12 protein-coding genes and 1 tRNA gene are annotated in these 13,524 nt (G+C 67.1%); 11 read left to right on the top strand and 2 right to left on the bottom strand.

What is annotated here, in order from left to right; genetic code table 11:
- Positions 1–63: 63 nt before the first annotated feature.
- Both ACFJGT_RS19275 and ACFJGT_RS19280 read left to right on the top strand, forming a co-directional pair.
- On the top strand, positions 64–948 hold the full coding sequence (locus tag ACFJGT_RS19275) for a 3-hydroxybutyryl-CoA dehydrogenase (protein WP_377841139.1): 885 nt from the start codon (positions 64–66) through the stop codon (positions 946–948).
- Positions 949–1,173: 225 nt separating this feature from the next.
- Positions 1,174–1,731 carry an HNH endonuclease gene (locus tag ACFJGT_RS19280; RefSeq protein WP_199086672.1) on the top strand — a complete coding sequence of 186 codons (558 nt, stop codon included), beginning with the start codon at positions 1,174–1,176 and terminating at the stop codon, positions 1,729–1,731.
- A gap of 3 nt (positions 1,732–1,734) precedes the next feature.
- On the opposite strand, the gene ACFJGT_RS19285 is transcribed toward ACFJGT_RS19280, so the two are convergent.
- The gene (locus ACFJGT_RS19285) at positions 1,735–2,262 is read right to left on the bottom strand and encodes a disulfide bond formation protein B (RefSeq protein ID WP_377841143.1); all 528 of its coding nucleotides are present in this window, start codon (positions 2,260–2,262) and stop codon (positions 1,735–1,737) included.
- A 7-nt stretch (positions 2,263–2,269) separates the two neighbouring features.
- The gene (locus tag ACFJGT_RS19290) at positions 2,270–2,881 is read right to left on the bottom strand and encodes a YqaA family protein (protein ID WP_377841146.1); all 612 of its coding nucleotides are present in this window, start codon (positions 2,879–2,881) and stop codon (positions 2,270–2,272) included.
- 197 nt (positions 2,882–3,078) lie between these two features.
- Here ACFJGT_RS19290 and ACFJGT_RS19295 point away from each other — a divergent pair.
- The 9 genes from ACFJGT_RS19295 to ACFJGT_RS19335 all read left to right on the top strand — a co-directional run bounded on the left by ACFJGT_RS19295 (position 3,079) and on the right by ACFJGT_RS19335 (position 13,501).
- Positions 3,079–3,163, top strand: a tRNA-Leu gene (locus tag ACFJGT_RS19295).
- 245 nt (positions 3,164–3,408) lie between these two features.
- Positions 3,409–5,064, top strand: coding sequence for an MFS transporter (locus ACFJGT_RS19300; protein ID WP_377841148.1), 1,656 nt, complete (start codon positions 3,409–3,411; stop codon positions 5,062–5,064).
- Between the two features lie 286 nt (positions 5,065–5,350).
- A complete protein-coding gene (locus ACFJGT_RS19305) occupies positions 5,351–5,440 on the top strand; it encodes a K(+)-transporting ATPase subunit F (RefSeq protein ID WP_173044066.1) in 90 nt (29 codons plus the stop codon).
- 29 nt (positions 5,441–5,469) lie between these two features.
- A complete protein-coding gene (gene kdpA, locus ACFJGT_RS19310; RefSeq protein ID WP_377841153.1) occupies positions 5,470–7,173 on the top strand; it encodes a potassium-transporting ATPase subunit KdpA in 1,704 nt (567 codons plus the stop codon).
- 10 nt (positions 7,174–7,183) lie between these two features.
- Complete coding sequence (locus tag ACFJGT_RS19315; protein WP_377841156.1) at positions 7,184–7,354, top strand: hypothetical protein; 171 nt, start codon at positions 7,184–7,186, stop codon at positions 7,352–7,354.
- 33 nt (positions 7,355–7,387) lie between these two features.
- On the top strand, positions 7,388–9,433 hold the full coding sequence (gene kdpB / locus ACFJGT_RS19320) for a potassium-transporting ATPase subunit KdpB (protein ID WP_377841159.1): 2,046 nt from the start codon (positions 7,388–7,390) through the stop codon (positions 9,431–9,433).
- A 12-nt stretch (positions 9,434–9,445) separates the two neighbouring features.
- Positions 9,446–10,051, top strand: coding sequence for a K(+)-transporting ATPase subunit C (locus ACFJGT_RS19325; RefSeq protein WP_377841162.1), 606 nt, complete (start codon positions 9,446–9,448; stop codon positions 10,049–10,051).
- Between the two features lie 52 nt (positions 10,052–10,103).
- Positions 10,104–12,812 (top strand): DUF4118 domain-containing protein, encoded by a 2,709-nt coding sequence (locus tag ACFJGT_RS19330; RefSeq protein WP_377841164.1) that lies wholly within the window; start codon positions 10,104–10,106, stop codon positions 12,810–12,812.
- A complete protein-coding gene (locus ACFJGT_RS19335) occupies positions 12,809–13,501 on the top strand; it encodes a response regulator transcription factor (RefSeq protein WP_377841167.1) in 693 nt (230 codons plus the stop codon). The genes ACFJGT_RS19330 and ACFJGT_RS19335 overlap by 4 nt, the downstream gene beginning before the upstream one ends.
- Positions 13,502–13,524: the final 23 nt, after the last annotated feature.

Genomic DNA, 13,524 nt, shown 5'->3' on the forward strand with positions numbered 1-13,524 from the left:
GCCGCCTCAGGGCGGCCCGTTCCGCTCCTGCTGGAGCCTGAAAAGTTCATCCGGGATCAAACCATGTCGGACCACGCGATCAAGACGATCGGTATCATCGGGGCAGGCCAGATGGGCAACGGCATCGCCCATGTCGCGGCCGCCGCGGGCTTCGACATCCGGCTGCACGACATCGCCGAGGAGCGGATCAACGCCGCGCTCGCCACGATCGACGGCAACATGGCCCGGCAGGTCTCGAAGGGCGCGCTGGCGGACGAGGAGCGCCGCGCCGCGATCAGCCGAATCAAGCCCGCCGTCGGCCTGGCCGATCTCGGCGATTGCGACCTCGTGATCGAGGCCGCGACCGAGAACGAGGAGGTCAAGCGCAAGATCTTCACGGCGGTCTGCCCGCATCTGCGTCCGGACGCGATCCTGGCTTCGAACACCTCCTCGATCTCGATCACGCGGCTCGCCGCCGCGACCGATCGCCCGGAGCACTTCATCGGCATCCACTTCATGAATCCGGTGCCGCTGATGCAGCTCGTCGAGCTGATCCGCGGCATCGCCACCGATGACGGCACCTTCGAGCGCGCCAAGAGCCTCGTCGGCCACCTGCACAAGACCGTCTCGGTCTCCGAGGATTTCCCGGCCTTCATCGTCAACCGCATCCTGCTGCCGATGATCAACGAGGCCGTCTACACGCTCTATGAGGGCGTCGGCTCGGTCGACGCGATCGACACCGCCATGCGGCTCGGCGCCAACCATCCGATGGGCCCGCTCCAGCTCGCCGATTTCATCGGCCTCGATACCTGCCTTTCGGTGATGCAGGTGCTCCATGACGGGCTGGCCGATTCGAAGTACCGCCCCTGCCCGCTGCTGGTGAAATATGTCGAAGCCGGCTGGCTCGGCCGCAAGACCAAGCGCGGCTTCTACGATTATCGCGGCGAGAAGCCCGTCCCGACCCGCTGAGCGGATCAGGCCGGCGGCACAAGAACGGCCAAAATCCGACCGGAAGCCATCACAATCCGGCGTTTGACTGCCGTGGATGAGAAAGACTCTCATTCGCGCGCAGACGCTCGTTGCGGTCGCAACAAGTTCCTTCACATTCCTGTCGTCTCGCGCTTACATTGATCCTCAAGCGGGATTCGTCCCGCTCGATGAAGCGGAGGTGCGACGGGTTTGACGGCGCATGTGATGCATCCGATGGCGTCGCCGGACGGCTGTCCGGCCTTGGTGCTGAACGCCGATTTCCGGCCGCTCAGCTACTACCCCCTGTCGCTCTGGAGCTGGCAGGATGCGATCAAGGCGGTCTTCATGGACCGCGTCAACATCGTCTCCGAATACGACACCGTGGTCCGCAGCCCGAGCTTCGACATGCGGCTGCCTTCGGTTGTCTCGCTCAAGAGCTATATCAAGCCCTCGCGGACCCCGGCCTTCACCCGCTTCAACGTCTTCCTGCGCGACCGCTTCGCCTGCCAGTACTGCAATACGCGCGACGAGTTGACCTTCGACCACGTCATTCCCCGCTCCAAAGGCGGCCTGACAACCTGGGAGAACGTCGTCGCCGCCTGCTCGCCCTGCAACCTGCGCAAGGGCGACAAGATGCCGGCCGCCGTCGAGATGTTCCCCGCCCAGAAGCCCTATGCGCCGACGGTCAACGACCTCCACCGCAACGGCAAGCTCTTCCCGCCGAACTATCTCCACGAGAGCTGGCTGGACTATCTCTATTGGGATTCCGAGCTGGAACCGTAAGGCCTACGCGGCCGTCTTCCCGCGCAGCAATCCGAACACGGCGAGCAGGAAGAGCCCGGCCGAGGCCAGCGCGTTCCAGCCGGCAAGCGACAGCCCTAGGAAGCGCCACGCGGCTTCCGAACAGGCAACGATCCGCGTCGTCTGCAATTGCTTCATGAAGTCCTGCATGCCGGCCGCGGCCGAAGCCGCGCCACCACAATCGTTCGGCCCCATAAACCAGCCCCATTCGACGCCGGCATGGTAGACACCGAGCCCCGTGCTCCACGCCATCAAACCGGCGAGACCCAGCAGGACGAGCCATTGCAACCGCGGCGAGCGCGCCAGCGCCAGCCCCACGAGCGCGAGTCCGATCGCGGCATAATGCGGCGCGCGCTGCTCGAGGCAGAGCTTGCAGGGGCGCAGGTGTAGGACGAGCTCGAAGAACCACGCCCCGGCGATCAGCGCCAGACTGACCACACCGATGAGAGCGATCAGCTGCCGCGAATTCGGCAGGCGGCGTGAAGCGGGGGCAGCGGCTAGTGAGGCGGTCATGGCGGGCTCAGCAGGAGAAAAGCTGGCCAGACCCTGCGACGAGCTTGAGGCCGAAATAAAGCAGGATCAGCAGGGCTGCGCCCACGACCGCGATCACTTTCAGGCGACGTTCGATGAAATGGCGGATCGTGTCGCCATAGCGCCTGAGCAAAAAGGCGAGCGCGAAGAAGCGCGCCCCGCGCGCCAGCACGCAGGAGATGACGAAGAAGGTCAGCCCGATATGGACGGCGCCGGCCAGGATCGTCACCACCTTGATCGGCGGCAGATGGGCGAGACCCGAGGTCGTCAGCAGGATCAGCGTGGTATCCGGTCCGGCGCAGGCCTTGAGCGTCTCGAAGGCACCGAGCTTGCCGTAGAAGGCGAGCACCGGTTTCGCCAGCGCTTCGAAGGCGTAATAGCCGATCGCATAGCCGGCGATACCGCCGAGCACCGAGAACAGCGTTGCGACCAAGGCCAGCCGATAGGCCCGCTGCGGTCGGGCTAGCGCCATCGGCACGAACAGCACGTCGGCCGGGATCAGAAAGAAGGAGCTTTCGACGAAGGCGACCACGGCCAGCCAGATCTCCGCCCGCGGCCGGGCGGCGAGCGACATCGTCCATTCGTAGAGGCGCTTGAGCATGGCGGCTCTAGAGCATGAGGCTGCCGGTGACGCAACGGCTTCCGCGCCTCCGAAGGGCGTGTTTTCATACCATCTCGTCCGCTATTCGCCTCCAACGCCGCGCCCAGCGCAGATCGCCCGCCAAAACCTGCGGGAATAGCCGCACCGGCGATTGACCGGCATTCGCCGATCGCTATAGTCCGCCCCGCCTGCAAAGGGCCCCTGTGGCGGAATTGGTAGACGCGCTCGACTCAAAATCGAGTTCCGCAAGGAGTGCTGGTTCGATCCCGGCCAGGGGCACCATTCGCTACCCTCACGACATCTTCGACGCTCTCGGACCATCTCGACCAGGCTGCCGCGCACGGTAGCCGGAACGGCACGCGAATGTCGCGCCGGACCAGCGCCATGCCAGCCCGCGCGACGGAGAACATCCGTCTCCCCGCAGGTCGTCCATGCCGGAAAATCAGGCCTTCCAGACGGAAATCATGACATAAGGTTCCAGAATCACGCTCGGAACCCATGCCGGCGGCCCTGGAGCAGACGTCGGAATGAGCGGAGTCATCGATGTGCGGAAGCCCGCGGCAGGCACCGGGCCGTTTGCGCCTCTCAGGAATGTCACGTTCCGCGCGATCTGGCTCGCCGGGCTGATCTCAGGACTGGGGTGGCTGATCCAGACCATCGCCATGAGCTGGCTGATGGCGACGATTACGCCATCGAGCGTGATGGTCGCGCTGGTGCAGGCCGCGACGAACCTGCCGGCCTTCATCCTGTCGATCTTCGCCGGGGCCATCGTCGACAATTTCAATCGCCGCAAGGTGATGCTGGCCGCCCGCACCCTGATGACCGTGACCGCCGCGGCGCTGACGATCCTCGTCGCGCTCGGCATGATCAATCCCTGGGTCATCCTGTTCTTCAGCTTTCTCGCCGGCTGCGGCATCGCCTTCAACGATCCGGCGTGGCAAGCCTCGGTGGGCGATATCGTCGATCGCAAGGATCTCGCGGCGGCGGTGACGCTGACATCGGTCGGCTTCAACACCGTGCGCAGCGTCGGGCCGGCGCTCGGCGGCATCATCCTGGCGAGTTTCGGCCCGCTGACGGCCTTCTGCCTCTATACGCTCGGCCATCTCGCGCCGCTCGCCGTGGTCTGGCGCTCCCGATGGAAGGTTCCGGTCCCGCGCCTGCCGCCTGAAGCGATGCTGACGGCGATTTCCGACGGCATCCGCTTCACCTCCCTGTCCTCGGAGATCAAAACTGCGCTCGGACGCGGCTTCCTCTTCGGTTTCGCCGGCATCGCGATCCTCGCCTTGCTGCCCCTGGTGGTCCGCGATCAGCTCAAGCAGGGCGCGATCGCCTACGGCACGCTGATGGCGGGTTTCGGCGCCGGCGCGCTGCTGGCCGGCCTCTTCTCGACGACGCTCCGGCGCAAGCTGTCGGACGAGCAGATGCTGAAGCTGGCCTGCACGGCTTGCGCGACCTGCACGCTCTGCCTCTCGCTGACGCATACGCCGGCCGTAGCGGCCATCGCACTGATGCTCGGCGGCGCCGGCTGGGTCCTGGGCTGGTCGGGCCTGAGCATCAGCGTGCAATGGGCAAGCCCCCGCTGGGTCGTCGGCCGGACGATCTCGCTCTACTACGCCCTCACTTCGCTCGGGCTGGCCGTGGGCAGCTGGCTCTGGGGCATGGTCACCGAGAGCTACTCCCTGAGCTTCGCCTTGCAGGTGTCGACGGCGGCCTCCCTCGGCGTCGCCCTCCTCGGCTTCCTCCTGCCGATCCATCAGCGCAAGGATTCCGACGTCTCGACACCCGATAGCTTCGAAGCACCGGCGCTGGGCCTCGACCTGAAGCCGCGCAGCGGGCCGATCGCCGTCAAGATCGAGTACCGGATCGCTCCCGATCAGGTCGAAGCCTTCCTTGCCCTGATGCTGCAGCGCCGGCGCGCGCAGGGACGCAACGGCGCGCGCCGCTGGATCCTGACGCGTAATCTCCACGACATCACCGTCTGGACCGAGAGCTTCCGCACGCCGACCTGGCACGACTATCTGCGCTTCAACTACCGCCGGACCGCTGCCGACAGAGTTCTGAACGACAGCCTTGCCGATCTGCATCGCGGAGACGGCGCGCCGGAGGTGACCCTATCGATCGAACGGCCCACCGCCGTGGCGCGAAAGCCCAATATCGTCCGGTCCGACACGCCTCACGCCTGAAGGCCGCGCACCCGCGGCCTCTCCGAATTCCTATAAAATTCCTATTCTGCGACGCCGCCGGCCGTCTCGAACGGCTATGCCGCCAGCACGATAATCCCCGCCATGGTCGATCTGCTTGCGTCCTCGCCTTCCCCGCGAAGGTGGGTCCGCGCGCGTCGACCCATCGGTAACGCCCGGTCGAAAGGACCACGGCAATGGATATCGCCATGCTCGCGCTCGCGCTCGGCTTCTTCGCAGCCGCGCTCGCCTATGTCTCGGCCTGCAACGCGCTCTGAAGGAGCCCCCCATGTTCGTCGACTATCTCCTCGGCGGCGCGGTGACTGCGGTCCTGCTCGTCTATCTCACCTATGCGCTGCTGCGCCCCGAGCGCTTCTGAGCGCCGGCGCGAGCTGAGAAAGCCTTCCCATGACACTCTATGGCTGGATCCAGATCCTCCTCTTCTGCGCGATCGTGCTCGCCTTGGTGAAGCCGCTCGGCGGCTATATGACCCGCGTCTTCAACGGCGAGCGCACTGTCCTCTCGCCGGTGCTCGCACCGATCGAGCGCGGGCTCTATGCGCTTGCCGGCACGCATGAGCGCGAAGAGCAGCACTGGAGCGGCTACGCCGTGGCGCTGCTGCTGTTCAACCTCGCCGGCCTCCTGCTGCTCTACGGGCTGCAGCGCGTCCAGGGCCTGCTGCCGCTGAACCCGGACGGCATGGGCACAGTCGCGCCCGATCTCGCCTTCAACACGGCGGTGAGCTTCGTCACCAACACCAACTGGCAGGGCTATGGCGGCGAAAGCACCATGTCCTATCTCACGCAGATGCTCGGCCTGACCGTGCAGAACTTCGTCTCCGCCGCGACCGGCATCGCCATCGCCGTCGCTCTGATCCGTGGCTTCGCCCGCGCCTCGGCCAAATCGGTCGGCAGCTTCTGGGTCGATCTGACCCGCGCGACCCTCTACATTCTGCTGCCGCTCTGCATCCTGCTGACGCTGGCCTATGTCGCCCTCGGCGTCCCGCAGACGCTCGACCCGTCGGTCACGGCGACAACGCTGGAGGGCGCGCAGCAGACCATCGCACGCGGCCCTGTCGCCTCCCAGCTCGCGATCAAGATGCTGGGCACCAATGGCGGCGGCTTCTTCAACGCCAACTCGGCCCATCCCTTCGAGAATCCCGACGCCATCACCAATCTCCTCCAGATGGTCTCGATCTTCGCGATCGGCGCGGCGCTGACCAATGTCTTCGGCCGGATGGTCGGCAACGAGCGCCAGGGCTGGGCGATCCTCTCGGCCATGGGCGTGCTGTTCATCGCCGGCATCGCCGTCTGCTACTGGGCGGAAGCATCAGGCAATCCGCTGGTCCAGTCGCTCGGCCTTCAGGGCGGCAACCTGGAGGGCAAGGAGATGCGCTTCGGCATCCCGCTTTCCGCCCTCTTCGCCGTCGTCACCACGGCGGCCTCCTGCGGCGCGGTCAACGCCATGCATGGCAGCTTCACCGCGCTCGGCGGCATGATCCCGCTGATCAACATGGAGCTCGGCGAGGTCATCGTCGGCGGCGTGGGCGCCGGCTTCTACGGCATCGTCCTCTTCGTCGTCCTGGCGATCTTCGTCGCCGGCCTGATGGTCGGCCGCACGCCGGAATATCTCGGCAAGAAGATCGAGGCCCGCGAGGTCAAGATGGCGATGCTCGCCATCCTCTGCCTGCCGGCCGGCATGCTGGTCTTCACCGCGATCGCCGTGGTCCTGCCCGGCGCGGTCGCCTCCGTCGGCAATAGCGGGCCGCATGGCTTCTCCGAGATTCTCTACGCCTATACCTCGGCGGCAGCGAACAACGGCTCGGCCTTCGCCAGCCTCTCGGCGAACACGCTCTGGTACAACACCACGCTCGGCATCACGATGCTGGTCGGCCGCTTCCTGGTCATCATCCCGGCGCTCGCCATCGCGGGATCGCTCGCCGCGAAGAAATCCGTGCCCGCCTCGGCCGGAACTTTCCCGACCGACGGCCCGCTCTTCGTCGGCCTGCTCGTCGGCGTCATCCTGATCGTCGGCGGCCTGACCTTCTTCCCGGCGCTGGCCGTCGGCCCGATCGTCGAGCATCTCGCGATGCTCGCCGGCCAGAGCTTCTGAGGAGGCCATCATGGCAAGCTGCCTGCGCCAATTGCGTCGCGAGGCCGTCCACCGCGATGCCACCTCCAAGGGAACGGACAGGGCGCCCCCGCGCCCTGCCACCCTCATCCTCGGCCTGACGGTCGCGCTGTTCCTCGTCCTGCTGCTCGTCCGTGCGCTCGCCGGCCTCGTCGCCGCCTGAGCCGGACCCTACACCCCTCCGCTGGAGCCTCTTATGAGCCCGTCCAAATCCGCGAGCCTGATCGACGCCCGCATCCTGCTGCCGGCCCTTGCCGACGCCTTCCGCAAGCTCGACCCGCGCAGCCTCGCCCGCAACCCGGTGATGTTCGTCGTCGCCGTGGTCTCGGCGCTGACCACCGTCCTCTTCGTCAAGGACCTCGCCACCGGAGGCGCCAATCTCGGCTTCTCCTTCCAGATCGTGATCTGGCTGTGGTTCACCGTGCTCTTCGCCAATTTCGCGGAAGCGGTGGCCGAGGGGCGTGGCAAGGCCCAGGCCGACTCGCTGCGCAAGACGCGCTCCGAGACCGAAGCCAAGCTGCTCTCGGGCGATGATCGCAGCCAGTTCCGGCTCGTCCCCGGCACTTCGCTGAAGGTCGGCGATGTCGTGCTGGTCGAGGCCGGCGACATCATCCCCTCCGATGGCGAAGTCATCGAGGGCGTCGCCTCGGTCAACGAGGCCGCGATCACCGGCGAATCCGCTCCGGTGATCCGCGAATCCGGCGGCGACCGCTCGGCCGTGACCGGCGGCACGCAGGTGCTCTCCGACTGGATCCGCGTGCGCATCACTGCCGCTGCCGGCTCCACCTTCATCGACCGCATGATCGCGCTGGTCGAGGGCGCCGAGCGCCAGAAGACGCCGAACGAGATCGCGCTCAACATCCTGCTCGCCGGCATGACGCTGATCTTCGTGCTCGCGACCGTGACGATCCCGAGCTTCGCCACCTATGCCGGCGGCTATATCCCGGTCGTCGTGCTGGTCGCGCTCTTCGTCACGCTGATCCCGACCACGATCGGTGCCTTGCTCTCGGCCATCGGCATCGCCGGCATGGACCGGCTCGTGCGCTTCAACGTGCTCGCCATGTCCGGCCGCGCCGTCGAGGCCGCCGGCGACGTCGACACGCTGCTGCTCGACAAGACCGGCACGATCACGCTCGGCAACCGCCAGGCGACCGAGTTCCGCCCGGTGCGTGGCGTCAGCGAGCAGGAACTGGCCGATGCGGCGCAAGTCGCCTCGCTCGCCGACGAGACGCCGGAAGGCCGCTCGATCGTCGTGCTTGCCAAGGAGAAATACGCCATCCGCGCCCGCGACATGGGCTCCCTGCACGCGACCTTCGTGCCCTTCACCGCGCAGAGCCGGATGAGCGGCGTCGATCTCGAGGGCTCGCAGATCCGCAAGGGCGCGGTCGATGCCGTCCTGAAACATGTCGAGGGCGCCGGGACCGAGGCCGTGCGCGAGACCCAGGCCATCGCCGCCGAGATCGCCAAGGCCGGCGGCACGCCGCTCGCCGTCGCCCGCGACGGACGCCTGCTCGGCGTCATCCACCTCAAGGACATCGTCAAGGGCGGCATCCGCGAGCGCTTCACGGAACTGCGCCGCATGGGCATCCGCACGGTGATGATCACCGGCGACAACCCGATGACCGCCGCAGCAATCGCGGCCGAGGCCGGCGTCGACGATTTCCTCGCCCAGGCCACCCCCGAGAACAAGCTCGCGCTGATCCGCGAGGAACAGGCCAAGGGCAAGCTCGTCGCCATGTGCGGCGACGGCACCAACGACGCCCCCGCACTGGCTCAGGCCGATGTCGGCGTCGCCATGAACACCGGCACCGTCGCGGCGCGCGAGGCCGGCAACATGGTCGATCTCGACTCGGACCCGACCAAGCTCATCGAGATCGTCGAGATCGGCAAGCAGCTCCTGATGACGCGCGGCGCGCTGACGACCTTCTCGATCGCCAACGACGTCGCCAAGTATTTCGCCATCATCCCGGCGATGTTCCTGGCCTTCTATCCGCAGCTCGGCGCGCTCAACATCATGGGCTTGCAGACGCCGCAGAGCGCCATTCTCTCCGCGATCATCTTCAACGCGCTGATCATCGTCGCGCTGATCCCGCTCGCGCTGAAGGGCGTGAAATACCGTGCGGTCGGCGCCGGCGCCCTGCTCAGCCGCAACCTGCTCGTCTACGGGCTCGGCGGCATCATCGTCCCCTTCATCGGCATCAAGGCCATCGACATGGCCATCACCGCCATCGGCCTCGTCTAAGGAGCCGCAACCATGCTCAAGCAGATCCGCCCCGCCCTCGTGATGATCGTCGCGCTGACCGTCATCACCGGCCTCGCCTACCCGCTCGCGACGACCGGCATCGCCCAGGCCGTCTTCCCGCGCCAGGCCAATGGCAGCCTGATCGAGAAGGACGGCAAGATCATCGGCTCCAGCCTGATCGGCCAGAACTTCACGGGCGAACGCTATTTCCACGGCCGCCCCTCGGCGACGGTGGGCACCGACCCGAACGACAGCACGAAGACGGTCGACGCGCCCTATAACGCCGCCAATTCCGGCGGCTCCAATCTCGGCCCGACCAATCAGAAGCTGATCGAGCGCATCAAGGCCGAGACCGAGACGCTCAAGGCGGAGAACCCGGACGCGCCGGTGCCGATGGAGCTGGTCACGACCTCCGGCAGCGGGCTCGACCCGCATATCTCGCCCGAGGCCGCCTATTTCCAGGTCGCGCGCGTCGCCAAGGCCCGCAATGCCGATCCGGCGACGCTCAGGGCACTCGTCGATACCCATGTCGAGCGGCGCAAGCTCGGCTTCATCGGCGAGCCCGTCGTCAATGTGCTCGCGCTGAACCTTGCTCTCGACGGCGTCGCCCGGCGCTGACACAAAGACCCCGGCGGCGCACGAGGCGCCGCCGCTTTCCCCTGCGGACCGCATGACCCTAGCCGACAGCCATCGCGAGACCAGAGGCCGCCCCTCACCGGAGGCGCTGCTGGCCAGCGCCCAGCGCGAAGGCCGCGGCCGCCTGAAGATATTCCTCGGCGCGGCGCCGGGCGTCGGCAAGACCTACGAGATGCTGACCTCCGGACGCGCCCGCCGGGCCGAAGGCGTCGATGTCGTGATCGGCGTCGTCGAGACCCACGGCCGCAGCGAGACGCAGGCGCTGGTCGACGGCTTCGAGATCGTCCCGCGCCGGCTCGTCGACTACAAGGGCCGCGCCCTCGACGAGATGGACCTCGACGCGATCCTGGCACGCCGCCCTGCCCTCGTTCTCGTCGACGAACTCGCCCATACCAACGCACCTGGCAGCCGCCATCCCAAGCGCTACCTCGATGTCGAGGAGCTGCTCGCGCGCGGCATCGACGTCTACACCACGCTCAACATCCAGCATGTCGAGAGCCTGAACGACGTCGTCGCCCAGATCACTCGCATCCGCGTGCGCGAGACCGTGCCGGACTCGATCGTCGACCGCGCCGACGACATCGAGATCATCGACCTGACGCCGGCCGACCTGATCAAGCGGCTCGAAGAGGGCAAGGTCTATCTCGGCAAGACCGCCAAGCGCGCCGTCTCCAACTACTTCTCGCCGGGCAATCTGACGGCGCTGCGCGAACTCGCGCTGCGCCGCACCGCGCAACGGGTCGACGACCAGCTCCTCAGCCATATGCAGGAACACGCGATCTCCGGGCCTTGGGCAGCGGGCGAGCGCATCCTGGTCTGCATCGACGACAGCGCCGGGGCCCCCGCCCTGATCCGCCACGCCAAGCGGCAGGCCGACCGCCTGCGCGCGCCCTGGAGCGCGCTCTATGTCGAGACGCCGCAGGCAGCGAACCTGCCGGAAGCGGCGAAGACCCGCATCGCCAATGCGCTCCGGCTCGCGGCACAGCTCGGCGCCGAGTCCGTCACATTGCCGGGACAGGACGTGGCCGGCGAGATCCTCCGCCATGCCGCCTCCGGCAACGTCACCCAGATCATCGTCGGCAAGCCGGCCAAGCCGCGCTGGCGCGAATGGCTGAAGCCTTCCGTCTCGCATGAACTGATCGGTCGCGCCGGCGATATCGGCATTCATGTCGTCGCCTTGCGCGAGCAGGCGCCTGACACGGATGCCGGCGTCTCGGCTATCGGCAAGCCCGGCTTCTCGGCCAGGCCCTATCTTGCGGCGGCGGCCTATGTCGCGGTCGCGCTCGGCGCCGCCGAACTGCTCAGCCTGATCATGGACCTGCGCAACATCGCGCTGGTCTTCCTGACCGCCGTCCTCGCTTCCGCCGTGACAGCGGGTCTCTGGCCGGCGCTTTTCGCCTCGCTGCTCAGCGCGCTCGCGCTGAATTTCTTCTTCATCGCGCCGCTCTACACGCTGACCATCGCCGATCCCGAGAATGTCGTCGCGCTCGGCTTCTTCCTGCTCGTCGCCCTGATCGCCTCCAACCTCACCGCCCGCGTCCAGCGCCAGGCCAATGCCGCCCGCCAGCGCGCCCGCACCACCGAGGATCTCTATCTCTTCTCGAAGAAGCTCGCCGGCACCGGCACGCTCGACGACGTGCTCTGGGCCAGTGCCTTCCAGATCGCCTCGATGCTGCATCTGCGCGTCGTCATCCTGATGCCCGACGAGGGCACGCTCGACGTTCGCGCCGGCTATCCGCCCGATGACACGCTGGTCGATGCCGATATCGCCGCCGCGCGCTGGGCCTGGGAGCATGACCGCCCGGCCGGGCGCGGCGCCGACACTCTGCCCGGCGCCAAGCGGCTCTACCTCCCCCTGCGCACCGGCCGCACCGCCATCGGCGTGATCGGTCTAGACGACGACAAGGAAGGCCCGCTGCTGACGCCGGAGCAGCAACGCCTGCTCGATGCTCTGGCGGACCAGGCGGCCGTCGCCATCGAGCGCATCCAGCTCGTCGCCGATGTCGACCGGGCCAAGCTCGCTGCCGAGGCCGACCGCCTGCGCTCGGCGCTCCTCACCTCGATCTCGCATGATCTCAAGACGCCATTGGCCTCGATCATGGGCGCAGCCGGCACCTTGCGCGACTATCGCAGCGCTCTGCCGGAAGAGGATCGCACCGCCCTGCTCGCGACGGTGATCGACGAATCCGAGCGGCTCAACCGCTTCATCGCCAATCTTCTCGACATGACCCGGATCGAATCCGGCGCGATGGAGCCCAATGCGGCGCTGGTCGATGTCGCCGACGTGGTCGGTAGTGCGCTCCGCCGCGCCGCGAAGATCACCGCCGGCCACGGCATCGAGACCGCCCTGCCCGACGACCTGCCGATGCTCAGGCTCGACCCCGTCCTGTTCGAGCAGGTGCTGTTCAACCTGCTCGACAACGCCGCGAAATATGCGCCCGCCGGCAGCGCCATCGCCATCCGCGCCCGACAGGACGGCCGCGAGATCCTGGTGACGGTGACCGACGAAGGCCCTGGCCTGCCGCCTTCCGATCTCGAACGCGTCTTCGACAGCTTCTACCGCGTCCGCAAGGGCGATCAGGTCCGCGCCGGAACCGGTCTTGGCCTCGCCATCTGCCGCGGTTTCGTCGACGCGATGGGCGGCACGATCACGGCCGCGAACCGGACGGATCGCAGCGGCGCGGTCTTCACCATCCGCATGCCCGCCGACAGCCAGCCCAAGCCATTGGAACCACAATTATGACGGCAACGGACATCAAGGTGCTGGTCGTGGACGACGAGCCGGCGATCCGCCGCCTGCTGCGCGTCGGCCTCTCGACCGAGGGCTATGCCATCCGCGAGGCCGCCACCGCACGCGAGGCGATCGAGCGCATCGCCGAGGAATTGCCCGATCTCGTCATCCTCGATCTCGGCCTGCCCGATATGTCCGGTCAGGAATTGCTCCAGAAATGGCGCGCGGAGGCGTTGGCCCTCCCGATCGTCATCCTGTCGAGCCGGACCGACGAGGCCGGCATCGTCGACGCCCTGGAGAATGGCGCGGACGACTACGTCACCAAGCCCTTCGGCATGAAGGAACTGGCAGCGCGCCTGCGCGTGGCATTGCGCCACAAGCTCCAGCAGCAGGGCGAGAAGCCGATCTTCCAGACCGGCGAGCTCTCGGTCGACCTCGTCAAGCGCATCGTCAGGCTGGGCGACCACGAGGTGAAGCTCTCGCCCAAGGAATACGACATCCTGCGCATCCTCGTGCAGCATGCCGGCAAGGTGCTGACCCACCAGTTCCTGATGAAGCAGGTCTGGGGCGCCTCGGCCGATGTCCAGTACCTGCGCGTCTATGTCCGGCAGCTCCGCCAGAAGATCGAGCGCATCCCCGACCAGCCGCAATACATCACCACCGAGACCGGCGTCGGCTATCGCCTCCGCGAAGCCGAGTGAGACCCGCCCACCGCACAGACTGA

It is taken from the genome of Allobosea sp. UC22_33, assembly GCF_042700715.1.
Lineage (GTDB): Bacteria > Pseudomonadota > Alphaproteobacteria > Rhizobiales > Beijerinckiaceae > Allobosea.

Bases quoted from the DNA above. Each gene is read 5' to 3' on its own strand.
- ACFJGT_RS19275 (WP_377841139.1), top strand. From the start codon at position 64: ATGTCGGACCACGCGATCAAGACGATCGGTATCATCGGGGCAGGCCAG.
- ACFJGT_RS19315 (WP_377841156.1), top strand. From the start codon at position 7,184: ATGGCAAGCTGCCTGCGCCAATTGCGTCGCGAGGCCGTCCACCGCGAT.
- kdpA (WP_377841153.1), top strand. From the start codon at position 5,470: ATGACACTCTATGGCTGGATCCAGATCCTCCTCTTCTGCGCGATCGTG.
- kdpB (WP_377841159.1), top strand. From the start codon at position 7,388: ATGAGCCCGTCCAAATCCGCGAGCCTGATCGACGCCCGCATCCTGCTG.
- ACFJGT_RS19305 (WP_173044066.1), top strand. From the start codon at position 5,351: ATGTTCGTCGACTATCTCCTCGGCGGCGCGGTGACTGCGGTCCTGCTC.
- ACFJGT_RS19335 (WP_377841167.1), top strand. From the start codon at position 12,809: ATGACGGCAACGGACATCAAGGTGCTGGTCGTGGACGACGAGCCGGCG.
- ACFJGT_RS19280 (WP_199086672.1), top strand. From the start codon at position 1,174: ATGCATCCGATGGCGTCGCCGGACGGCTGTCCGGCCTTGGTGCTGAAC.
- ACFJGT_RS19330 (WP_377841164.1), top strand. From the start codon at position 10,104: ATGACCCTAGCCGACAGCCATCGCGAGACCAGAGGCCGCCCCTCACCG.
- ACFJGT_RS19285 (WP_377841143.1), bottom strand. From the start codon at position 2,262: ATGACCGCCTCACTAGCCGCTGCCCCCGCTTCACGCCGCCTGCCGAAT.
- ACFJGT_RS19325 (WP_377841162.1), top strand. From the start codon at position 9,446: ATGCTCAAGCAGATCCGCCCCGCCCTCGTGATGATCGTCGCGCTGACC.
- ACFJGT_RS19290 (WP_377841146.1), bottom strand. From the start codon at position 2,881: ATGCTCAAGCGCCTCTACGAATGGACGATGTCGCTCGCCGCCCGGCCG.
- ACFJGT_RS19300 (WP_377841148.1), top strand. From the start codon at position 3,409: ATGAGCGGAGTCATCGATGTGCGGAAGCCCGCGGCAGGCACCGGGCCG.